The organism is Paenibacillus sp. FSL E2-8871, assembly GCF_038000345.1.
Classification (GTDB): domain Bacteria; phylum Bacillota; class Bacilli; order Paenibacillales; family Paenibacillaceae; genus Paenibacillus_AQ.
In genome coordinates, this window is the sequence record NZ_JBBOBV010000001.1 from 6,199,274 (window position 1) to 6,219,204 (window position 19,931).

17 protein-coding genes are annotated in these 19,931 nt (G+C 44.2%); 10 read left to right on the forward strand and 7 right to left on the reverse strand.

All coding sequences use genetic code 11. The features are described from left to right. The first annotated feature begins 31 nt into the window (after positions 1-31). The gene (locus NYE25_RS27895) at positions 32-445 is read left to right on the forward strand and encodes a zinc ribbon domain-containing protein (protein WP_076286297.1); all 414 of its coding nucleotides are present in this window, start codon (positions 32-34) and stop codon (positions 443-445) included. Between the two features lie 78 nt (positions 446-523). Here NYE25_RS27895 and NYE25_RS27900 read toward each other — a convergent pair whose 3' ends face one another. Beyond that, positions 524-1,627: a GerAB/ArcD/ProY family transporter gene (locus NYE25_RS27900; RefSeq protein WP_341147387.1), complete on the reverse strand. Its 1,104-nt coding sequence runs from the start codon at positions 1,625-1,627 to the stop codon at positions 524-526. A gap of 144 nt (positions 1,628-1,771) precedes the next feature. Between NYE25_RS27900 and NYE25_RS27905 the strand changes: the two genes are divergently transcribed. The 5 genes from NYE25_RS27905 to NYE25_RS27925 all read left to right on the forward strand — a co-directional run bounded on the left by NYE25_RS27905 (position 1,772) and on the right by NYE25_RS27925 (position 6,646). Next, on the forward strand, positions 1,772-3,286 hold the full coding sequence (locus NYE25_RS27905; RefSeq protein ID WP_042185813.1) for a spore germination protein: 1,515 nt from the start codon (positions 1,772-1,774) through the stop codon (positions 3,284-3,286). Beyond that, on the forward strand, positions 3,283-4,506 hold the full coding sequence (locus tag NYE25_RS27910; RefSeq protein ID WP_076286295.1) for a Ger(x)C family spore germination protein: 1,224 nt from the start codon (positions 3,283-3,285) through the stop codon (positions 4,504-4,506). Before NYE25_RS27905 ends, NYE25_RS27910 begins: the two co-directional genes overlap by 4 nt. Before the next feature lie 5 nt (positions 4,507-4,511). Continuing rightward, entirely contained in the window at positions 4,512-4,742 is a 231-nt protein-coding gene (locus tag NYE25_RS27915) for a hypothetical protein (protein WP_042185817.1), read from the forward strand. A gap of 303 nt (positions 4,743-5,045) precedes the next feature. Next, on the forward strand, positions 5,046-5,819 hold the full coding sequence (locus NYE25_RS27920; RefSeq protein WP_042185818.1) for an SDR family NAD(P)-dependent oxidoreductase: 774 nt from the start codon (positions 5,046-5,048) through the stop codon (positions 5,817-5,819). Between the two features lie 467 nt (positions 5,820-6,286). Further along, positions 6,287-6,646 carry a hypothetical protein gene (locus NYE25_RS27925; protein WP_042185820.1) on the forward strand — a complete coding sequence of 120 codons (360 nt, stop codon included), beginning with the start codon at positions 6,287-6,289 and terminating at the stop codon, positions 6,644-6,646. 64 nt (positions 6,647-6,710) lie between these two features. Here the strand turns inward: NYE25_RS27925 and nrdF are convergent, their stop codons facing one another. The 3 genes from nrdF to nrdI are packed head-to-tail and all read right to left on the reverse strand — an operon-like array spanning position 6,711 to position 10,140. Next, on the reverse strand, positions 6,711-7,670 hold the full coding sequence (nrdF, locus tag NYE25_RS27930) for a class 1b ribonucleoside-diphosphate reductase subunit beta (protein ID WP_042185822.1): 960 nt from the start codon (positions 7,668-7,670) through the stop codon (positions 6,711-6,713). 39 nt (positions 7,671-7,709) lie between these two features. Next, positions 7,710-9,794 (reverse strand): class 1b ribonucleoside-diphosphate reductase subunit alpha, encoded by a 2,085-nt coding sequence (gene nrdE, locus NYE25_RS27935; protein ID WP_076286294.1) that lies wholly within the window; start codon positions 9,792-9,794, stop codon positions 7,710-7,712. Continuing rightward, positions 9,781-10,140 (reverse strand): class Ib ribonucleoside-diphosphate reductase assembly flavoprotein NrdI, encoded by a 360-nt coding sequence (gene nrdI, locus NYE25_RS27940; RefSeq protein ID WP_042185827.1) that lies wholly within the window; start codon positions 10,138-10,140, stop codon positions 9,781-9,783. Before nrdI ends, nrdE begins: the two co-directional genes overlap by 14 nt. Positions 10,141-10,545: 405 nt before the next feature. Between nrdI and NYE25_RS27945 the strand changes: the two genes are divergently transcribed. Further along, complete coding sequence (locus NYE25_RS27945; RefSeq protein WP_341061415.1) at positions 10,546-12,120, forward strand: alpha-L-rhamnosidase-related protein; 1,575 nt, start codon at positions 10,546-10,548, stop codon at positions 12,118-12,120. Between the two features lie 56 nt (positions 12,121-12,176). Here NYE25_RS27945 and NYE25_RS27950 read toward each other — a convergent pair whose 3' ends face one another. From NYE25_RS27950 to NYE25_RS27960, 3 genes are read right to left on the reverse strand one after another with little or no spacing between them, the layout of a single operon-like run. Further along, positions 12,177-13,169 carry an AraC family transcriptional regulator gene (locus NYE25_RS27950; RefSeq protein ID WP_341061416.1) on the reverse strand — a complete coding sequence of 331 codons (993 nt, stop codon included), beginning with the start codon at positions 13,167-13,169 and terminating at the stop codon, positions 12,177-12,179. Next, positions 13,169-14,731, reverse strand: a complete 1,563-nt coding sequence (locus NYE25_RS27955; protein WP_341147388.1) for a response regulator — start codon at positions 14,729-14,731, stop codon at positions 13,169-13,171. The genes NYE25_RS27950 and NYE25_RS27955 overlap by 1 nt, the downstream gene beginning before the upstream one ends. Before the next feature lie 20 nt (positions 14,732-14,751). After that, positions 14,752-16,545, reverse strand: a complete 1,794-nt coding sequence (locus NYE25_RS27960) for a sensor histidine kinase (protein ID WP_341127446.1) — start codon at positions 16,543-16,545, stop codon at positions 14,752-14,754. Between the two features lie 151 nt (positions 16,546-16,696). Here NYE25_RS27960 and NYE25_RS27965 point away from each other — a divergent pair, with 151 nt between their 5' ends. From NYE25_RS27965 to NYE25_RS27975, 3 genes are all read left to right on the forward strand, one after another. Next, positions 16,697-18,055 (forward strand): ABC transporter substrate-binding protein, encoded by a 1,359-nt coding sequence (locus tag NYE25_RS27965; protein ID WP_341127447.1) that lies wholly within the window; start codon positions 16,697-16,699, stop codon positions 18,053-18,055. Positions 18,056-18,143: 88 nt separating this feature from the next. Next, positions 18,144-19,025: a carbohydrate ABC transporter permease gene (locus NYE25_RS27970; RefSeq protein WP_341061419.1), complete on the forward strand. Its 882-nt coding sequence runs from the start codon at positions 18,144-18,146 to the stop codon at positions 19,023-19,025. Further along, positions 19,022-19,927: a carbohydrate ABC transporter permease gene (locus tag NYE25_RS27975; protein WP_341147389.1), complete on the forward strand. Its 906-nt coding sequence runs from the start codon at positions 19,022-19,024 to the stop codon at positions 19,925-19,927. Before NYE25_RS27970 ends, NYE25_RS27975 begins: the two co-directional genes overlap by 4 nt. The last annotated feature ends 4 nt before the right edge of the window (positions 19,928-19,931 follow it).

Sequence of the window (19,931 nt, forward strand, 5' to 3'; positions counted from 1 at the left end):
TATATGACTACTACGGAATAGGGGGCTGAATATGAGCTTTTTTAACAAGGTAAAGGCAGGCGTGAGCGAGGCTGGCAATAAAGCAAAGACAGTGGTGGAGATCAACCGTTTGAAATTACAGAACAACAGCAAGCAGAATGACATTGACCAGCAGTATCAGGTAATGGGTAAACTGTTGTTTGAAGCTGTAACACAAGGAGCAGGACCATTGCCGAGTGAGCAGATCGAGAAGAATATTTCCCGTATTCTTGAACTGAAATCGGAGATTGAGGTCAATCTGCAGCAAATTGCGGGGTTGTCCGATGTGAAGCAGTGTAAAGCATGCGGTGGCAATGTGGCAATCGAGGCTCGCTTTTGTCCGAGTTGCGGATCAACTTTTGAAGTGGCTCAAGAGCCAATTCGTGATGTAACACCATCGTCGATTACATTGGATAAGAAGGAATAAACTTGCTGCATACAAGAAATTCATGAACAAAAGGACAGCTCAATAGCTGTCCTTTTTTATTTTGAGGAGAGAGGTTGTTTAAACCTTGGCAGCAAAACGTTTCTTAAAATAATACACAATTAGCAACATAAGCGGCAGAACAAATGCACAGGTGAAATCCCAATCTACCCAGTAGGTGGGGATTTCCTTTACATAAAAAATGATGTCTTTGGCAATCAGTTGTGACATACCAAATAACAAAAATCCAGTGGGTAGGATCAGAGGACGGTGGCTTTTGAGTTTAAACAATTGGGCTGTACCTAATGTTAAAGCATAGTAATAAATGGCTGTTTTAAAGTACGTGCTGATAATCCATGCTGTAGCCATAAGCGCTTCAATACGTTGCAGAGAATTAGCAATATTAATTTTTTGAGCAAGAATATAAGCGGCATAAAATTGATGTTCAGAAGCGTAAACACCAAGAACGGTAAGGGAAAAAAATAAGATGAGGTTAAGTCCCATAGCCCCGATGATCAGGGCTATGAAAATATCCCGGCTTGTTTTGCTATTCTTCTGAGCATAAGGATATACCATAAGAAACACGCATAATTCACCAAAAGGATAAAAAACACCATACATCAAAGTATGGAGCATGTCCGGTACTGGTGTGTTCATAATGGGGTATAAACGTTCCATTTTGACATCGGGAGTCAGCAGAAGCAGCAGACCGATCAAAAAAACTGCAAACAAAGGGAAAAAAAGCTGAGCTGCCCGTCCTAATGTTTCCAGACCCAGTCGTACACCATATACCAGTAGGAAAATGGCCATGAAACGGATAACCCCACCGGGTGTTTTCTCGTAAATCTGTGTACACATGAAATCTTCAATTTCTCTTATGTAAGTGGAAGCGGCAATCAGGAAGAACACTAGATAGAACAAGGCTACAGCAGTTCCGGCCCATTTTCCTAGAATTTGTAGGCTAAGCTCGATAATATTCTTGTTTGGTTCAATGTCTGCTAAACAGAGCAACAGTTTTATGGTCGCTAGGCCCAAGGGAATACTAATCAAAGCAGCAATCCATGCATCTTGCTTCGCTCCTGATATCATTAACGCTGGATATACAAGTGCCATATCCCCAATAAATGTGAATAGCCCGAGTATAATCATTTGATTGGTACTAATTCGATCTTTCTCCAAATGCATATACCCCCTCAAATTTATTGGACTAGTTTTAGTATGGTTGTAGTTACCAGAATTATGCCATTCCGAATTTTAATCAGAAAGGAATAATTATCAAAATTAACATCAAACTATACTCATTAATCTAAGTGAAGTGGAGGCTACATCGTGAAAAGTTCGGAGACGGGTACACTATCAAACCGATTGAAAACCAATATTGATCAGTTGAACGGATTGCTGGGCGGAAGTTCTGATGTAGTGATAAAAGAGTTGCAGATAGAAGAAAATACTAATATTTCTTTGATTTACATAGACGGTCTTGTGGATACTCAGGTGCTGCATAATTCAATTTTGTATTCTTTGCAGGAACATATTCCTTATGAACAGCTGGGGAAGCTTGAGCCCGAGCAGAAGATTGAGATCATTAAGAAACAAATATTAATAGCCGGTGATCTAACCGTTATCGTTGATTACAGCCAATTTGTACACGAATTGCTGTCCGGTAGTGTAATGCTGCTGCTCGATGGGACATCCACCGCTCTCCGGATCGGCTTACCAGGCTGGGAAGATCGCAATGTAGGTGAGCCCAGTTCCCAATCGGTTGTTCGAGGTCCAATGGAAGGATTCACTGAGAATTTACGGACGAATACGGCACTGGTTCGGCGGAAAATAAAAGATAGCCATTTATGGCTGGAAACCGTTCAGATCGGAAGGGTAACTCAAACCAGCGTATCCATTATGTATCTAAGCAACATCGCGAATAAGGAGTTGGTGCAAGAAGTAAAACGCCGTCTGAATAAAATTGATACGGACAGTATTCTCGAGAGTGGATATATTGAAGAATTTATTCAAGAGACGGTATTTACACCATTTCCTACCGTATACAACAGTGATCGTCCAGATACGATTGCAGCAGGTATTTTGGAAGGAAAAGTGGCCATTATTGTTGATGGAACTCCTTTTGTACTGTTGGTACCCACATTTTTTGTGGCATTTTTTCAGTCTGCTGAGGATTATTACCAAAGGGCTGATATTGGTACATTGCTGAGATTAGTTCGTTTTATTTCATTTTTTATTACTTTGCTTGCACCTTCATTGTATGTTGCGATAACTACGTATCATCAGGAGATGATACCGACCAATCTTGTAATTAGTTTAGCTGCCCAGCGGGAGAGTGTTCCTTTTCCTGCTTTTGTCGAGGCGCTGATCATGGAAATGACTTATGAGATTTTGCGGGAGGCCGGGGTGCGGATACCCAAAAATATTGGACAGGCGATTTCCATTGTCGGAACGTTGGTGATAGGGCAAGCAGCAGTTGCAGCGGGTTTTATTTCATCTGCAATGGTCATTATTGTATCGCTTACAGCCATTTCTAGCTTTGTTATTCCGGAGACAGGAATGTCTATAGCTGCGCGGATGATCCGTTTTGTGCTTATAGCTTTGGCCGGATTTATCGGATTATATGGAATTCTATTCGGTATTTTTATCATCGTACTGCATTTGTCGAGTTTGCGTTCTTTCGGAATGCCTTATATGAGTCCGCTCGGACCTTATAATTCAAAAGACTTAAAAGACTCTATCTTTCGCTTTCCGTGGCCTTTTTTAAAAACAAGGCCTGCTGAGAACAAGACGCAGAACCTATTTCGTCAAAGTACTTCTAGTGATGAGGAATCAACGCAATGAATAAAAAATTAGTTAGAGGCGTTCTCCAATTGATGATAGCTCTCCAATTTACGTTAGTGCTAAGTGGCTGTTGGGAGAGAAAGGAGCTGAATGAGGTAGCCTTTGTCCTGGGGTTAGGGATCGACAAGGCTGAAACGGGTTATACAGTTTCGATGCAGGTCGTTATTCCATCTGCGATTTCCTCACAATCGTCTGGAGGAGGGGGAGGCACTGGAGTTCCAGTGGTTGTTTATAAATTTACGGTACCTACGTTTTATGATGCACAACGTAAGTTGAATCTGGATAGTTCCAGGACGAGTTATCTTGGTCATATCCGGGTGTTGGTTATTGGGGAGGAACTTGCCCGCTCCGGAGTGGGCGAGATACTGGACGTATTTAAAAGAAGTCGGGAAGCTCGAATGGATTTCTACGTTATGGTTGCCAGAGATACAACCGCCAGCGATGTCTTGAATGTCCTTACACCTATGGATAAATTACCAGCGAACAAATTATTTAGTTCCCTAGATAATTCTTATAAAGATTCAGCAAAAACAGTCGCTGTCACGCTGGATGATTTTATTGAAAATTTATTGGCTGAAGGTGAACATCCTGTACTGACCGGAGTGGAAGTTATGGGAGATCCCAAAGAGGGAGGAGATAAAAGCAATGTAGAGCGAACAATGCCTAAGGCGAGATTGGAATACCATACTGTAGCTGTGTTCAGAAAAGACAAACTGATCGGTTGGCTAAATGAGGGTGAAACGATTGGTTACAATTATATCAACGATAAGGTAACCTCACATTCTGGCTCGATAGCAGGGGAAGATGGAAAGCCTATTGTTATCGAAGCGATCCAGGCTTCAACCAAACGCAAAGTGAAAATTATTGATGGGGAGCCGCATATTTACCTTGACGTTAAGACGCTTTGCAACATTGAAGAAGTGCAAAGTACAGAAAATTTGGAATCGGAAAGCACCATAAAACGTTTGGAAAAGGAAACAGAGGAACGGATTATAGAGCGGATGCAAAACACTGTGGAGCAAGTAACTAATCGCTTCAATGTTGATATTATGGGATTTGGACAATCGATCTACCATGCCAGTCCTAAAGCCTGGACAAAGCTACAGCAAAAAAAAGGCGACGATTACCTCAAATCATTGCCCATCCATTATAGTGCCTCAGTAGTTATTAATCGCGTAGGTCTCACAGATAATTCTTTTCTTGAAAAAATCAAGGAGTGAGTCGAATGGTGTTATTGTTTTTTTTGGTGCTTGCTGTAGGTTGTATGGCACTTGATTTGCCTAAATTAGTGCGAAAGCGCCGAGTACGTGATCTTAGCGTATATTTTATATTTTGGATTTTGGGACTTGGCGCGACCGTATGTGCTTTGTTAAAATTGAACATCCCGAGTCCTTTGTTTCTGATTATTCTTATCTATAAGCCAATAAATAATTTATTTGGAGTATGGTTTCATTAACAACGACGGATTTACAAATTATCAAACCCCTTAGAATAAGCATCGGATAAAACTTCTGGTTTATCTGATGAAATTCTAAGGGGTGTTTTTTTTATGACGATCAAAACCAAATTCTCAATTGTTGCAAAAGTAGATTAAAATATTCATTGCTATATACAATTAAATACAATAAAGTTGTCATATAGAGGATAATTTTGTCGATTTTTCTGCAAAAATGTTCCAATCCATATTGCATCAGGCGATATTAGGGTCTATGAGGTTCGAATCCTCCTCCTGAAAAAGACATAAGAAAGTGGTGCGCATATGAGTAGCAACAGATTTGAGAACAAAGTAGTTATTATTACAGGTGCAGGTACCGGAATCGGAAAAGCTACAGCCTTAAGAGTAGCAAGAGAGGGCGGTATTGTAGTAGTTGCCAATCGTTCAGATGCCGGCGCTAACACAGTTGAGGAAATTAAGGCTCTAGGTGGGGAAGCGATGTTTGTTCGGTCAGATGTTTCTCTCGAAGCAGACTGCAAAAATATCGTAGATCAAACATTAGCAGCTTATGGAAAAATTGATTGCCTATATAATAACTCAGCAATTACAGGAGACAATACGGATGTTATAGACTATGATCCGTTGTTGTTTCAAAAAGTGATTCAGACAAATCTCACTAGCCAATTCTACATGTTGCATTATACATTACCTCATATGAAATCTGGAGCTTCCGTTCTAAACTGCTCCTCTTTGCATGGTATTTTTATCGGGATGGCCAATGATGCAGCTTATTCAGCAAGTAAACATGCTATTGTGGGGATGACTAAATCAGTTGCCAAAGAAGTGGGTCACCGTAACATTAGAGTAAATGCCCTTTGCCCAGGACCTATCCCTACACCAACCATGAACAGATATGAAAAGCTGTTGTCTGATGATGTAGAGATGCTTCAATCTCTTATCGCTTCTGGAACGGCTCTGGGTAGATACGGTACGCCTGAGGAAGTAGCTGCGTTTGCATGCTTCCTACTAAGTGATGAGGCTTCGTTTATTACAGGTACAGCACATGTGATTGACGGGGGCTATTCCGCAACAAAGTAATCACGGATTGATTTACTTATATAACAACTAATATATAGTATTAAAGGCTTTGCGGCGTATTCTGATTCCAAAAACCTGAAGGATGACTGGATTGGAATCGGAAGTCGCACGCAGAGCCTTTTTTAGTTGTCTAAAATAAATAGATTCTTCGTATGTTGGCAAATTGAATGCTTGCAAGAGACAGCAGATACACAAAAATGAATGAATTAAGGAAAATATGACCATGGATATGTTGGAATTTGTAGAAATTTGTATTTTAATATAAATAAAAAAAGAAATTTGTCGATAATAATATAGGTAATATGTATTAGTTAATATTCTAGAAAGGGTGTTGTTATAAAAACGATACAGGAAGTAGATGTCGTCGCCCTGAAAAAGCCTGGGGCGGGTATTTTTTGTCTGTGAAGTTACATACATTTCATCTCTATTATTAAAAAATAACGTTAAAACTTGGAGGAAAAATAATTATGTCATACACAATTAAGTACAACCAAAATGAGAACCATATCGATGTAGTATCTATTGATTTTTCAGCTGAAGATGTTCCAGGATACCTGAAAGATTTTGAAAATATCATGAAGCTTGTTAAACCTAAATTTACAGGAACAACTGATGTAACTGATTCTAAAAGTGTACTTACTCCTGAGGTTGCAGCTATGCTAGCCCCTACTGGTGCGATGGCGAGTGAAGCTGGTCAAGCAGGATGGGCTTATGTAACTAAAAACCCAATTTGGAAGATGCAATTGAAACGTATTTTTGGTAGAGATTTTGCAGATGCTTACGATACCTACGAAGAAGCTAGAACATACCTGAAAAGCTTGCAATAATCTAATCTTACAGTTAGCAAAAAGTGCGGAGAATTTTCTCCGCACTTTTTTGCTTTATCTATATTTAAAATTGAAAATCTTCATCTTTCAGCGGTTCCACGTTAAGCGCCCGGACGTATCCGTTACCTTTTTTCGAGAAGAAATCATGCTGCTTGGTGTGGGTACTGATGCCATTCTGAACAATCGGGTTGATCTCTTCCTCGTCGAATAGCGGATCATGCCCCAGATTCATCATGGCTTTGTTAGCATTGTATCTAAGGAAGGTCTTGACCTCGTCCACCAGTCCGATGGGAGCGTAGATCTGCTCGGTATAACGTTCTTCATTCTCATGTAGCAGTCTAAGGAGGTCTACCAGCTTCTGGTGTAGCTCACGCTGCTCGTCATCTGGTAGCCCGTCAAAGATCTCCTGCGCCAGCACACCGACATATACGCCATGGATGCTCTCATCCCGCAGAATAAGGTCGATGATCTCACCGCTGCATGTCATTTTGCCTTGGCCAGCTAGATAAAGCGGGTAGAAGAAGCCACTGTAGAACAAGTAGCTCTCGAGCAGCACTGAGGCTGCCATGGCAAGGTACAGATCTTTGGGTGAATCTATTTTTTTGTAATATTGTGATATGGTCTCTGCCTTGAACTGCAGATAAGGGTTCTCTTCAACCCAGCGGAACACACTGTCAATCTCCTCTGTGGAGGACAAAGTGGTGAAGATGCTACTGTACGATTTGGCGTGAATCTGTTCCATCATGCCCATAAAGCCAAGCACAGCCTTGCGCTGAAGACCTTCGACATGCTCCATAATCTGCGGCATACCTACTCCGCCTTGAATCGTATCCAGCAGCGTGAGTCCGCCGAGTACCTTCATATAGGAGTCCTTTTCTTGCTCACTGAGCGTGAGCCAGGACATTTTATCATCGGATAATGGAATTTCATCGTCCGTCCAGAATTGCATAATGTTCTGATTCCAGAACATCAATGAGAAATCGTCGTCAGGACGGTTCCAGTTAACGGCTTGGATAGCGGTCATAATATGGCAATCTCCTTTTCTGCGGCTATAGCCTTCCAGTTAGATCGAGCAGGTGAGGCATTCCTCAACGGACAGCTTTTTGGTCCGGGTGTAATATAGCGACTTCAGGCCTTTATGCGCCGCGTACAGATAGGAGCGGGCCAGTTCTCTGGTGGAGACATCGCTGTTCACATGCAGAACGGTCGAGATGCCCTGGTCGATGTGGGGCTGAATTTCCGCGATCAAATCGATCACCTTGAACTGATCCATTTGGTAAGCTGATTTATAGAAAAATACATTGTCTGGACGCAGGTACGGCATCGGATAGTAAGTCGTTGAATTGGCATAAGTCCGGGTCTCAATCTGCTCTACAATAGGCATAACGCTTGAAGTAGCATTTTGAATATAGGAAATGCTGGCTGTCGGCGCAATTGCCAAACGGTATGCATGGTACAGGCCATTTGCTTTTACTGCATCCTGCAGTTGTTCCCAGTCCGCAGGGGATGGGATAAAAATATCTCCGAACAACTCTTGTACTCTTGGCGTTACAGGGCGGTAATCCGTAGTCAGGTAACGCTCGAAATAAGCTCCTGTAGCATAATCAGAAGCCTCAAATCCATGGAAGGACCGGCCGGTTGCAGCAGCGATCTCCATGCTTTTCTCCAGTGAATGATAGTTCATGGTCATGAAGAAGGTCCGGGCAAAATCGCGAGCCTGTTCGCTCTCATAAGCGATCTTGTTCTTGGCCAGATAGCCGTGCAGATTCATGACACCGAGACCGACGGAGTGCATCTCTTTGTTAGCTTTGGCTACGCCTGGGGCATTAGAGATGCTGGTCATATCGCTGACTGCAGTCAAGGCGATCATACCTTCATGTACCGATTCACGGATTTTGCCATGCTCCATCACGTTGACAATGTTTAAGGAAGCCAGATTGCAGCTTACATCACGGCGGATGGTATCTTCCTGTCCGTAGTCAGCAATTTCTGAGGTCTCCTGCAGCTGGAAGATTTCCGTGCAGAGGTTGGACATTTTGATCTGTCCAACGTTTTTCAGGGCATGAGCCTCATTGGCGTTGCTCTTGTTCATAATATATGGATAGCCAGATTCCAGCTGGATCATGGCGATTTTGGTCAGCATATCCCGTGCGCTCATGGCCTTTCTCTTTTTGACACGTGGATCGGCTAGCAGCTTATCGTACATTTCATCCAAATCCATGTCATCAAGATGCGTGCCATAAGCCTTGTACACACTGTAAGGGGCAAATACATGGAGCGGTTCATTGTCCTTCGCCAGCTTATAGAAGCGATTCGGAATGATCAGGCCGATGGACAGGGTTTTGAGTCTTGTTTTTTCGTCGGCGTTGATCTTCTTACTGTCGAGAAATTCAAGAACATCCCATCCAAAAATGTTGTAGTAGGCGGCTCCAGAACCTTTACGTTGACCCATCTGGTCAGCATAGGAGAAGCCGTCTTCCATCAGCTTGAGCACAGGTATAATGCCCTTCGCCGCATCCTCGACACCCTTGATTGTCTCTCCGCGGGAACGGAGCTTGGACAGGTTGACAGCCACACCACCGCCGATCTTCGACAGCTGCATGCAGGTATTGAGCACATAGTTGATCGAATTAAGCGAGTCGTCCATTTCGATAAGGAAGCAGGAGACAAGCTCACCGCGACGGCTCTTGCCGGCATTTAAGAAGGTTGGGGTCGCTGGCTGCAGACGCTGCTCCATCATCGAACGGGCAAGCATGCCGGCAGTAGCGGCGTTGCCGCGTCCAAGATGAAGGGAGACTGCCGCCACACGGTCCGGATAATGCTCCAGATATTGCTTGCGGTCATTGCTTTTTACAGCGTAATCCGTATAGAACTTCGAAGCTGCCATATAGGATGGAAAGCTGAAGTTGTAAGAATGGGTAATTTGGTAGACATCTTCAATCTCAGCCAAGCTGTACTGTTCGTAAAAATTTTCGTAGAAATCCTGTTCAATCATATAATCAACCTTGGCTTTTGTATTCGCAAAAACCAGGCTCCGCCGTTCTACATCCCGCATAAATTCGGCTACTGCCTCAAGGTCTTTATCCAATTGAAAGAAACCACTTTCGTCTCTCTTCATCAACATGTTGTTTAGTTCAATATGCCGCAACTCGGCTCACCTCCTGTTTAATTCGTTCCACATCACCAAATGTGCCCGATAGCTCAAATTTACCGATAACTGGTACATTGTACCGATCTGCAATCAAGTCTGCGCTATGCGCGAACAGCTCGCCCCAGTTCTTGTTGCCGCTGGCGGCGATGCCTTTCAAATTGGAATAATTGTTCTTCAAGAAAGTAGACACCTTCTCTGGAATCTGTCCAAAGCCGGTGGTATATGTAATAAGCACATAGGGCTCGTCAATGGTCATATGCTCTTCAATCTGCACAGCTGGCAGCTTAAGCTTACCAATGAAGCGTTTGACGTTTCCGGTTTTTGAATCGTATGCGACTAGCATGGAGTCTCTCCCCCTGTATATATTACTGTAAAGATTGAATAGATAAGCTATAAATACTGGAAAATCATATGCATACTATATTTAGTGTGCGTTGTTTATTTTAATCACTATATGTTGAAAAGTCAACATGAAAAGTGCATCCTAACTAGTTGGAAATTGGTCTAGTAAACGCTCTATTAAAGTGTTAATATCACGAAAATACGCAGGTTGGAGCGGTTTGCTAAGGCAGCTGTGTTGTTTTTTGTGATGGATCTTACTGCATCTTTTTTATCATGACAAATTAGCGTCACTCCGTTGAGCAGAACTGTAATAAGAGTAAGATTAGCTGTATTCACTGTATGTTCAGGCAAGCGGAATTGAGGTTTACTAGAGGGGGAACAAGACCAATGAAGGAGGAGATAGGTTATGACTCAAGCGATGCAGCGCCAGCAAGCGGTAACTATCCATAAAAATGAGGTGTTCGCTTTAACCGCAGAGCAGCTTCAACCTCAGCTTATTTACCGGGATTGTAAACCGAAGCAGATAATCCGGGTTGTAAAGAATGAACTAGCGGTGCATGGCTGGCAGTCAGAATCGATTCAAGGTGCAGAGGCTCTTTCTGCCATTGCTTTTGGTAAAGGGGAGGAGGTTATTCTAGATTTCGGAGAGCATCTAGTGGGAAGGCTGGCGATTCGGATTATTCCAATAGGTAGTCCCCCGGATGCTCCGTTACATCTGCAGATCACCCTCGGGGAAATGCCGGTGGAGATGGCTGAATCCTTTTCTGAGTATGACGGATGGCTAAGCAGCTCGTGGTTACAGGAAGAGCGAGTTCATCTGGATATACTGCCTTCATCACTAAATCTGGATCGTCGATACAGCTTTCGGTATGTAAAGCTTAAGGTACTTGATACGTCACCGAAGTATAAAGTATCCTTTGCTGAAATTAGTTGTACAGCGGAAACTTCGGCTGACCGCTCCCTTCAGGCTCCGTTGGGCCACACAGATCCTGAACTGCAAGCCATTGATGAAGTCAGCGTTAAGACGCTGGAAGAATGTATGCAGGAGGTCTTCGAAGATGGACCTAAGCGGGACCGAAGACTGTGGCTTGGTGACCTGCGGCTTCAGGCGCTGGCCAATTACGAAACGTTCTCAGGCAATGATCTGGTTAAGCGATGCCTGTACTTGTTTGCAGCTTATCCGGATGAGCGGGGTCGGATCACGGCTAACTTGTTCATGAAACCCCAGGTCATACCTGACGATACGTATCTCTATGATTATTCACTCTTTTTTGTATCTACACTTCATGATTATTACTTGGCTACAGATGACCGGAACACGCTGGAGGAGCTGTGGCCATCTGCTTATCGGCAGATAGAGCTGGCTTTAGAACGATTGGACGAGCGTGGCATTGTGACCGACGATGAGACCTGGTGGGCTTTTATTGACTGGCATCCGGATCTGAACAAACAGGCCCCGGCGCAGGCTATCTTAATCTATAACTTGAAATGCGCGCTGCATCTGGCCGTTCTTCTCGGAAATGAACGACAGGATCGTTTACGGCAGACGATTGAAGAACTTACGAAGGCCACTTTGGATCACTTATGGGACTCTGAATTAGGCTATTTTGTTAGTGGTGATATTAGGCAGGTTTCATGGGCTTCTCAGATCTGGATGGTGCTTGCCGGAATCGTTGAAGAAGAGCGCGGGAAGAGACTATTGCTACGGCTTCAGCAGGATTCCGCTCCCATTCCGATGACCACACCCTATATGGTTCACCATTTTATTGAGGCACTGATTCAGATGGGCGAAAGGGATACAGCCATTTCGGAGATCAAGAAGTATTGGGGGCAGATGATTAAAGACGGGGCTGATACGTTCTGGGAGCTGTATAATCCAAGCGACAAGAGCTTTTCTCCCTATGGCAGTCATTTAATTAATAGTTATTGCCATGCTTGGAGCTGTACGCCAACGTATCTGATCCGCAAATATCAATTATAAGCAGATGCCTATTCGATATCAGCTCGAACAGCCTGAGCACCGTAGCAAATGGTGTCTCAGGTTGTTTGGCTCTGCTTGCGGTACAAAAGCGGAGTAACTTCGTATCGTTCCGCGAATTTTTTGTAGAAAAAGCTTAGGCTTTCATATCCGCATTCTCCGGCTATATCTCCAATCGGTCGATCACTGTTAGCGAGTAAGAGCGCGGCATAAGCCATACGATGCTCTTGTACCAACTCACCAAACGTTTTGCCTGTGCTTTTCTTAAGTAGATTGCTCAGATAATTGGGATTGAAATTAAAGCGTGTGGCCAAATCCTTCAAGGAGCAGTTATTAAAATGATGTTCCAGATATTGTAGGATTTCCAGCAGATCGCCCCGTTTAGTGGTAGGTAATCCACTGGGGGCGGTGTTCTGGTTTAGAACCCGCATGAGCTCGGTAAACACGATGACCATATAACCGTTGATCATGTCCGCGGAGAAATCACGGGGATCAAAGTACTCGCACATCATGCTGGCGAGAATATGGTGAAGGTTATGACTGTTATCTGATCGGAAGACAAGGTAACGGTCATGGGCTGCAGCGGGAGATTGGGCGTTGATCAGAAAATCACTTAATCTTCCGTCAGAACCCAGCCGGGTCAGAAATGCCGCGTTCAGTGTTTCCTTTCGCATCAAAATATTGATCAAAATATCGTCTTCATTAAGTGTAAAAATTGAATGGGGTACGTCCGTATCCAACAAGCAAATCTGGCCTTGAGTCAGCTCTACGACGGATCCGCCAATAGTCTGACGGCAGCGGCCTGAATACATATAATTTAGTTCGATAAATGTATGCGTATGCTCCGGCATATCGGCGAACCGGTGGTGCTTGCTGATATGATAATCGCCCTGATTAAAAAAATGATGTACCGGTAGACGCGGAACCCGTTCTCCGTGAGGTAAGATCAATTCTTTGCCACCAAATTCATTAATGTTGCGACGGGTGTACTGTTGTTTGGCTTCGATTGCATCAAGGCGGCGTAGATAACAATCCAGCTCCATATGATCCATTAGCGTGCCCCCTCTTTTTGAGCTTCACTTAATTTTCGATATTCCTCTGGTGTGAACCCGGTCATTTTCTTGAATAGGCGGAAAAAATATTTGGCGTTATCGATCCCAAGACTCTTGGCAATCTTATAAATCTTCTCATCACTGGTACGGAGCAGCAACTTGGCACGTTCGATTCGCTCTTTGTTGACATAATCAATCAGATTTTCGCCCGTCTTCTCCTTAAACAAGTAACTAAGATAGCTCGGACTGATGTAGAACAGATTCGATAAATGCTCTAGCGTGAGGGACGAGCAGATGTTTTTGCGGATATATACCTTTACATTATCAATGACGTTGGGAGAGGCATAGACCGATTGTTCCTTTAGTAATTCTGCAATCGAAGTGAGTACGGTCAGGAAATATCCCCGGATTTCTTCCGAATCAAATGAAATATTAAGTACGCCTTCAAGGCTGGATGATGTATGTTGTCCGTTCTCTACAGGAAAATAGACGGAAACCAAGGTTTTGACCTCTGTGATTATGGCTCGGCAGTTCTCTTTCAACTGATGGATTGTTGCTGCGGGTTGCCCTCGGTAATAGTCAAAATAGTCGTGAATTCGATCTTTCACCTTATCGCTATTCCCAGATTCGATGAAAAAGATGAGTTCCCGGCTACTTTCCCACATTTCCGGCCCTGCTTGGTAGCTACCCGGGCGGTAGTGGAAAAACTGTCCCTGGTCGGCGATGGCCCGGCAGTTCAATGCGGACATCGATTCTAGCCGTGCCTGCGGCAGTTCCTTCAGATCGGTTTTTCTGCCACTTATGCCGATGCAGGCTTGTGGTCCAGTTTCTTCGATCAACTGTTTGGCTTCATAAGAAGCCAGTTCCAGCACCTTAGAATCACTCAGTGAAGCATCACATAGCAGGAGAGAAAAGGCGAGTTTCCTGCTCTGAGGATGAGGGAGAAAGATACTAGTCCTCTCCAGATAGGGTTCTTGGGCAACTAGATCTTCTGGATTATAGAGCGTCAATAGGATCATTCTTCGGGATGTCATCAGATTGAGCAATGGGGCTGATCGGAAGCTTGGCGGCTTCTCAGCCGGGTAGAAGCCGGCAATGTATTGAAGCAGGGCCTGCAAATCTCCCTGTAGGCTTAGCTGCTCCGCTTCTTTGGTTATATTCAGAGTTTCCGCCTTAGCGGACTGCTCACTCTCTATGGCGGTTATCGCTTTGGAGATCGCTTGGTGGATCTCGTCTTTGCTGAACGGCTTCAGTAAATAGTGGACAACTCTGGCTGAGATCGCTTCTTGCATATATTCAAAATCGGAAAATCCGCTGATGACGATGATTTTCTTATCGGAATAATCATTTTGCAGCTGACGAAGCAGGGATTTTCCATCCATCACGGGCATCCGCATATCGGTGAAGATTAGATGTGGGTCCGTCGCTTGGATAAGGTCCAAGGCATCCTCACCATTGTCGGCTTCTCCACTGAAGATCAGTTCATTAGTCACTGCCTTGATTTTTTTTAGTAGACCCTGGCGGATCAAAGGCTCATCGTCGACGATTATGAATTTGTACATGATCCAGTCTCCTTTTATCTTTATTTAGAGGGGAGTGTTAGGGTGATCGTTGTTCCCAGCGTGGGTTCGCTGGATAGGGTCAGTCCGAAATCTGAGCCGTAATACAGGGCGATGCGAGAGTGCACATTCTTAATCCCGATGCTCTGTCTGCTCCGGTGACCAAGCCCCATGAATTCCGGTGGTTGATCTAGCAGTGTTTGAATTTCCTTAAGCCGTGCTTCTGGGATACCAATCCCGTCATCTTGGATCTCAAAGATAATTCGCTTGGTATCAGGCTCCAGATAGCCCTTTAGTAAGAGCATGCCGTTACCTCTTTTATTCTCCAAGCCGTGATAGACGGCATTCTCCACTAAGGGCTGAAGGATCAGCTTGAGAATTTTCGCTTCCAGAACGGAGTCCTCCATCTCTTTTACAAAACAGATTTTGCTGCCGTAGCGGATCTGCTGGATGGCCATATAGTTATCGACATGCTGAATCTCGTCCCGGGCAAATACCAGCTCACTATCCGTCTTGATACTGTAGCGAAACATATCTCCCAGCGCTTTGGTCATTACAGCAATGCTTTCAACCTCTTCAATTTCAGCTATGCTGTTGATAGATTCGAGTGTATTATACAGAAAATGCGAATTAATCTGGGCTTCAAGCGCTTTCATTTGTGAATCCATGGTCAGAATTTTATTCTGATAGCTCTCTCTGACAAAGATGTCGATGTCCTGCATCATCTTGTTGTATTCCGTATACAGAAAGCCGATCTCGTCAACCCGCTTAGGTTTGATCTCGGTTGTAACGAATTTTTGCGATTTGTTTTTGCGCATGATTTTAGCGAGCTGGGTAATCGGCTTAGTAATCCAGTTGGATAACAGGATGGACAGAAGTATGAAAATGACCGCACAAGTAAGGGAAATATAAAGGATCAGCTTGTTGGAAATTCCGTATTTCTCGTACAGCTCACTTAGCGAAATATTGGCGATAACTGTCCAGTGATATACAGGAAGTCGCTGAATAACCGTCAAATTATTTTCATTGTAAAATTCCAGTTCATCACCCTGCATAGCCTCGGTCTTGCGGGTTAAGTCCTCCGGCAGCCGTGAGTCCGTGTTCTGGCCGGTACTGTCGTAGATAATGTTACCGTCGTCATTGGCCAGTACAAAATAACTCATATTTGGGACAGCGTCTTGATTCAAGCCTTTGAAAATATCTAAGCTACAGTCCAGCATAAACACACCAAGGAACTGCTGAGTCTTCATATCATAGAGCGCACGGGAGAATACCAGGGAAGGCTCAGAATTAATGATATAAGGCTTTACACCGGGCTCGCCGATATACAGCTGACCTTTGTTGGCAATGGTCTTCTGATACCACGCATCCCGGAGGGGGACATATCCCACCTTCAGTTCCGCCGTACTGCCATAGCTGATATTTTTGCCGTCAGGAGAAAAAAGATAGATTCCATTAACATAATCATAGCTCAGTAGCAGGTTCTCAAAGATCAGCTTCAGCTTGTTTTGTATTATAAAAATGTCATAGGAATCGCTGGTGCTGGCCAGTTTTTTTAGCTCGTCGCTAACGGTAGTGTATGCGGTCGCACTGGAGGTTTGCTGCTGAATGGTAAGTGAAATGCGTTCAATATTTCCGAAAATATCCTCAATGCCTTTAACGGTATTATGGATGGTGTTGGAGGCAACGAGAGAGGTTTGCTGGTTGACCAGATTAGTATAGCTCCGGTAGGAGTTATACGTGACGATCACAATCGGAATGACTGATACAAGAACGAGTGCTAGAAAGAGTTTCATCTTGATACTGGAAAATTTCATTCGCTCTCCTCCGATTTAAGCCGTTCGTAAAATAGTGCACCCTAAATGCAAAAGTAATTATACCGCTTACAAGATTAAAATAACAATACAGCAACCAACAAAAAATGGATGCCGGGAAATAGAAGTGATATGAAAACAGGGAGGTTATTCTATGAAATTACGTACTAAAAAACGGACAGGAGCTTTAATGATAGCGCTGTTACTTGCTGTTCTAGCAGGCTGCGGCTCAGGTAACAACAGCAACACTAGTAACGCTGAAAATAGTGGAAGCGCTACAAATGCTCCGGCAGCAACAACAGACAGTGCGAAAAAGGTGACGCTGACCATGATGGTATCTGGCACTAAAGCCCCGGACGGACAGGATTTTGCACTTGATATTATGCCTAAGCTCGTGAAGGAAAAGTTCCCTAACGTTACGCTCGAAACTTCCAAGCTTCCGGATGAGCAGTATTTTACGTCCATTCGTACAAAGCTTGCTTCAGGTAAAGGGCCTGATATTTACTGGGTATTCCCAAGAAATGCATCCCTCGGTGTTCTGGACATGGCAAAGGCCGGCTATGCGGCTGATCTATCGGATTTAACCTTTTGGGATAACATCAGCCAAGGGGCGAAAGATGATATGTCTTATGAGGGTAAGCCTTATGGGATCGCTGGAGGTCTTGATTATCTAGGGGTGTATTACAATCAGGATTTGTTCAAGCAGGCGGGTGTCATAGAAATGCCGAAGGATTGGACCTCATTCCTGGAAGCTTGCCAGAAGCTGAAGGATGCGGGCATTACTCCAATCTCACTCGCGGACAAGGATCCTTGGTTCCTCCAGTTCGGGATGTATCAAATCGCAGCGAATGAGGTTTATCCGGATGAAATGGATTTCGATACCAAGCTTCAAGCGGGAGAAAAATCGTTAACAGATCCAAAGTGGGTAGCCACGATCTCCAAAATGAAGGAATTATATGACAAAGGTTATGTAGTCAAGAACTCACTTGGACTTGGAAGTGCTCAAGCGGCTCAACTGTTCGTAGATGGTAAAGCGGCTATGGTGTTTGACGGAACCTGGGATTATGCAACACTGACAGCCAAAGGTGCAGCCGACTTTACCCGTGGATTCTTCTCTCTGCCTGCTAACGATTCAGGCCAGCCCACTTATGTCTCTGCTGCCACTGCTGCTGGTTTCGCGCTTAACGCCAAATCGGAGAATCTGGACATTGCCAAGGAAGTTATGAATTACCTGTTTGATGGTCAGTCAGATCTGTTCAAGGCTTGGACCGAAGCCAACAGTTCGATCAGCGTGTATAAAGGTGTTCCGTTGAATCATGACCTGTTCAAAGAAGTTAATGATTCATACCTGAATAATGGAAAGTCCGTATACTTCCCGAATCAAATGTGGCCAACGGGTGTAGCTGAAGAGATGGAAGCTAAATTCGCCGAGATTATTGGTGGACGAAAGACTACTCCGGAGCAGGTTACAGAGGCTATGGACGACAAGTTCAAGGAATTGTGGAAAAATTAAACGGGAATTACTGAAGGTCGTCCCGCCAGTCCTGTCATTTAGCTCGCTTGACTGGCGGAGCGGTTCTGGATAGGAGGATGAGACAGAGATGAAATCAACTGTAATGAAAAAAACGATGTATTTTTTCGCAGTTCCGGCCTTGATCTTTTATTTAATATTCTGGATCTTCCCGATTACGAAGCTGTTTCAATATAGCATTACAGATTTTAACGGGTACGCCCAAACCTTTAATTATATCGGCTTTGATAATTATAAGGATTTGTTTAGCGGAGGTACGCTGGGCAACTCGATCAAGAATACTCTCATTTATACGGTTGTCAGCGTAGTGGGGGGCAATCTAATCGGGCTTGGACTGGCGCTGCTGCTGAACATGAAGATTCGAGGCAAGGGCTTTTACCGCTCCATCTCCTACATTCCGACTCTATTCAGTGCGATTGTGGTCGGCTTCATCTGGAGTTATGTTTATATGCCGGACAGCGGGATGATTGCAACATTCTTGACCAAGCTCGGGATTGCAAATGATAATTTGAATTTTCTCGGCAGCTATTCCACGGCGCTATATTCTATTATTTTCGTAGAAATCTGGAAGAACGTCGGAACAACAATGATTATCTTTCTGGCAGGTCTTCAGACCGTTCCTAGTGAGCTGCTCGAGGCCGGCAGAATCGATGGTTGCGGTGCCTGGAAGCTATTGCGGTTTGTGAAGCTCCCACTGCTTGCCACATCCATTACGATCAATACGACGCTGAGTTTAATTAATGGTCTGAAAGCCTTCGATTTTCCGTTTATTATGACTAATGGAGGTCCTGGAACTTCGACTAACACCCTAATTTATTCGATTTATAAAATGGCGTTCACGGAGCAAATGTTTGGCAAGGCCTCGGCGCTCGGGATTATTTCGTTTATGCTGATTATCGCTATTACTGCGGTTTCTGTCCTGATGATGAATAGAAAAGAGGTGTCAGCATGAGTAATGGAACAGCAGTAGGCAACCTCCTGCAGCAGCATAAGCCTGTCCGAAACGTGCGGAAGCCTGTTAGAGCCGGGTCAATTCTCAAAAAAATACTTGTTCAGCTCCTCGTTATCGTGATTATGGTACTGAATCTAATTCCGCTTGTGATCGTGCTGTCCACCTCACTGAGATCACCGGACAACAACACAAACCCGCTTGATTTGTTCAATGAGATATCATTTACAAGTTACCGGACAGCCTTTGAACGGATGCATTTTGATTCCGCTCTACTAAATAGTGTGGTGCTGACAGCAATTTCCGTTGTTTTAGTTGTGATCTTCGCGGCTATGGCTTCCTATCCGATGGCCCGAATCAGAAGTAAATGGAGCCAGTTTCTGTATCTTTTCTTCCTTGCCGGGCTAGTCGTACCCGGACAGATGGTTCTGATTCCAATTGTGCAAATGATCAACAGCTTGGGTATTCCAAGCACGCAGTATACGCCGATCCTGATGTTCGTTACCTGCAGCCTGCCATTTTCAACATTCCTGTACACCGGATTTATTCGTAGTGGTGTTCCGGAGGAGGTAGAAGAAGCAGCACATATTGATGGTGCGGGACTTTTTCGTCGGTTCTGGACAGTGGTCTTCCCGCTACTGATTCCCGTCACAGTTTCGGTCATCATCACGCAGGGCATCTGGATTTGGAATGACTATTTTTTCAATATGACGTTTATATCCAAGTCCTCGCAGTCTCCACTGCCGCTAGCCATGCTTGGCTTCATGGGTGACCAGCAGAATCCAACCCAGTGGAACGTCCTCTTCGCAGCTTGTATGCTGTGTGCGCTTCCGCTACTGATTGCCTTCTCGTTCCTACAGAAGTATTTCGTAGGGGGACTTACGGTAGGTTCAGTGAAAGGCTAATCTT

Excerpts from the sequence above, each read along its gene's own strand:
- NYE25_RS27895 (WP_076286297.1), top strand. The coding sequence starts at position 32 with ATGAGCTTTTTTAACAAGGTAAAGGCAGGCGTGAGCGAGGCTGGCAAT.
- NYE25_RS27900 (WP_341147387.1), bottom strand. The coding sequence starts at position 1,627 with ATGCATTTGGAGAAAGATCGAATTAGTACCAATCAAATGATTATACTC.
- NYE25_RS27910 (WP_076286295.1), top strand. The coding sequence starts at position 3,283 with ATGAATAAAAAATTAGTTAGAGGCGTTCTCCAATTGATGATAGCTCTC.
- NYE25_RS27915 (WP_042185817.1), top strand. The coding sequence starts at position 4,512 with ATGGTGTTATTGTTTTTTTTGGTGCTTGCTGTAGGTTGTATGGCACTT.
- NYE25_RS27920 (WP_042185818.1), top strand. The coding sequence starts at position 5,046 with ATGAGTAGCAACAGATTTGAGAACAAAGTAGTTATTATTACAGGTGCA.
- NYE25_RS27925 (WP_042185820.1), top strand. The coding sequence starts at position 6,287 with ATGTCATACACAATTAAGTACAACCAAAATGAGAACCATATCGATGTA.
- nrdF (WP_042185822.1), bottom strand. The coding sequence starts at position 7,670 with ATGACCGCTATCCAAGCCGTTAACTGGAACCGTCCTGACGACGATTTC.
- nrdI (WP_042185827.1), bottom strand. The coding sequence starts at position 10,140 with ATGCTAGTCGCATACGATTCAAAAACCGGAAACGTCAAACGCTTCATT.
- NYE25_RS27945 (WP_341061415.1), top strand. The coding sequence starts at position 10,546 with ATGACTCAAGCGATGCAGCGCCAGCAAGCGGTAACTATCCATAAAAAT.
- NYE25_RS27950 (WP_341061416.1), bottom strand. The coding sequence starts at position 13,169 with ATGGATCATATGGAGCTGGATTGTTATCTACGCCGCCTTGATGCAATC.
- NYE25_RS27955 (WP_341147388.1), bottom strand. The coding sequence starts at position 14,731 with ATGTACAAATTCATAATCGTCGACGATGAGCCTTTGATCCGCCAGGGT.
- NYE25_RS27960 (WP_341127446.1), bottom strand. The coding sequence starts at position 16,545 with ATGAAATTTTCCAGTATCAAGATGAAACTCTTTCTAGCACTCGTTCTT.
- NYE25_RS27965 (WP_341127447.1), top strand. The coding sequence starts at position 16,697 with ATGAAATTACGTACTAAAAAACGGACAGGAGCTTTAATGATAGCGCTG.
- NYE25_RS27970 (WP_341061419.1), top strand. The coding sequence starts at position 18,144 with ATGAAATCAACTGTAATGAAAAAAACGATGTATTTTTTCGCAGTTCCG.
- NYE25_RS27975 (WP_341147389.1), top strand. The coding sequence starts at position 19,022 with ATGAGTAATGGAACAGCAGTAGGCAACCTCCTGCAGCAGCATAAGCCT.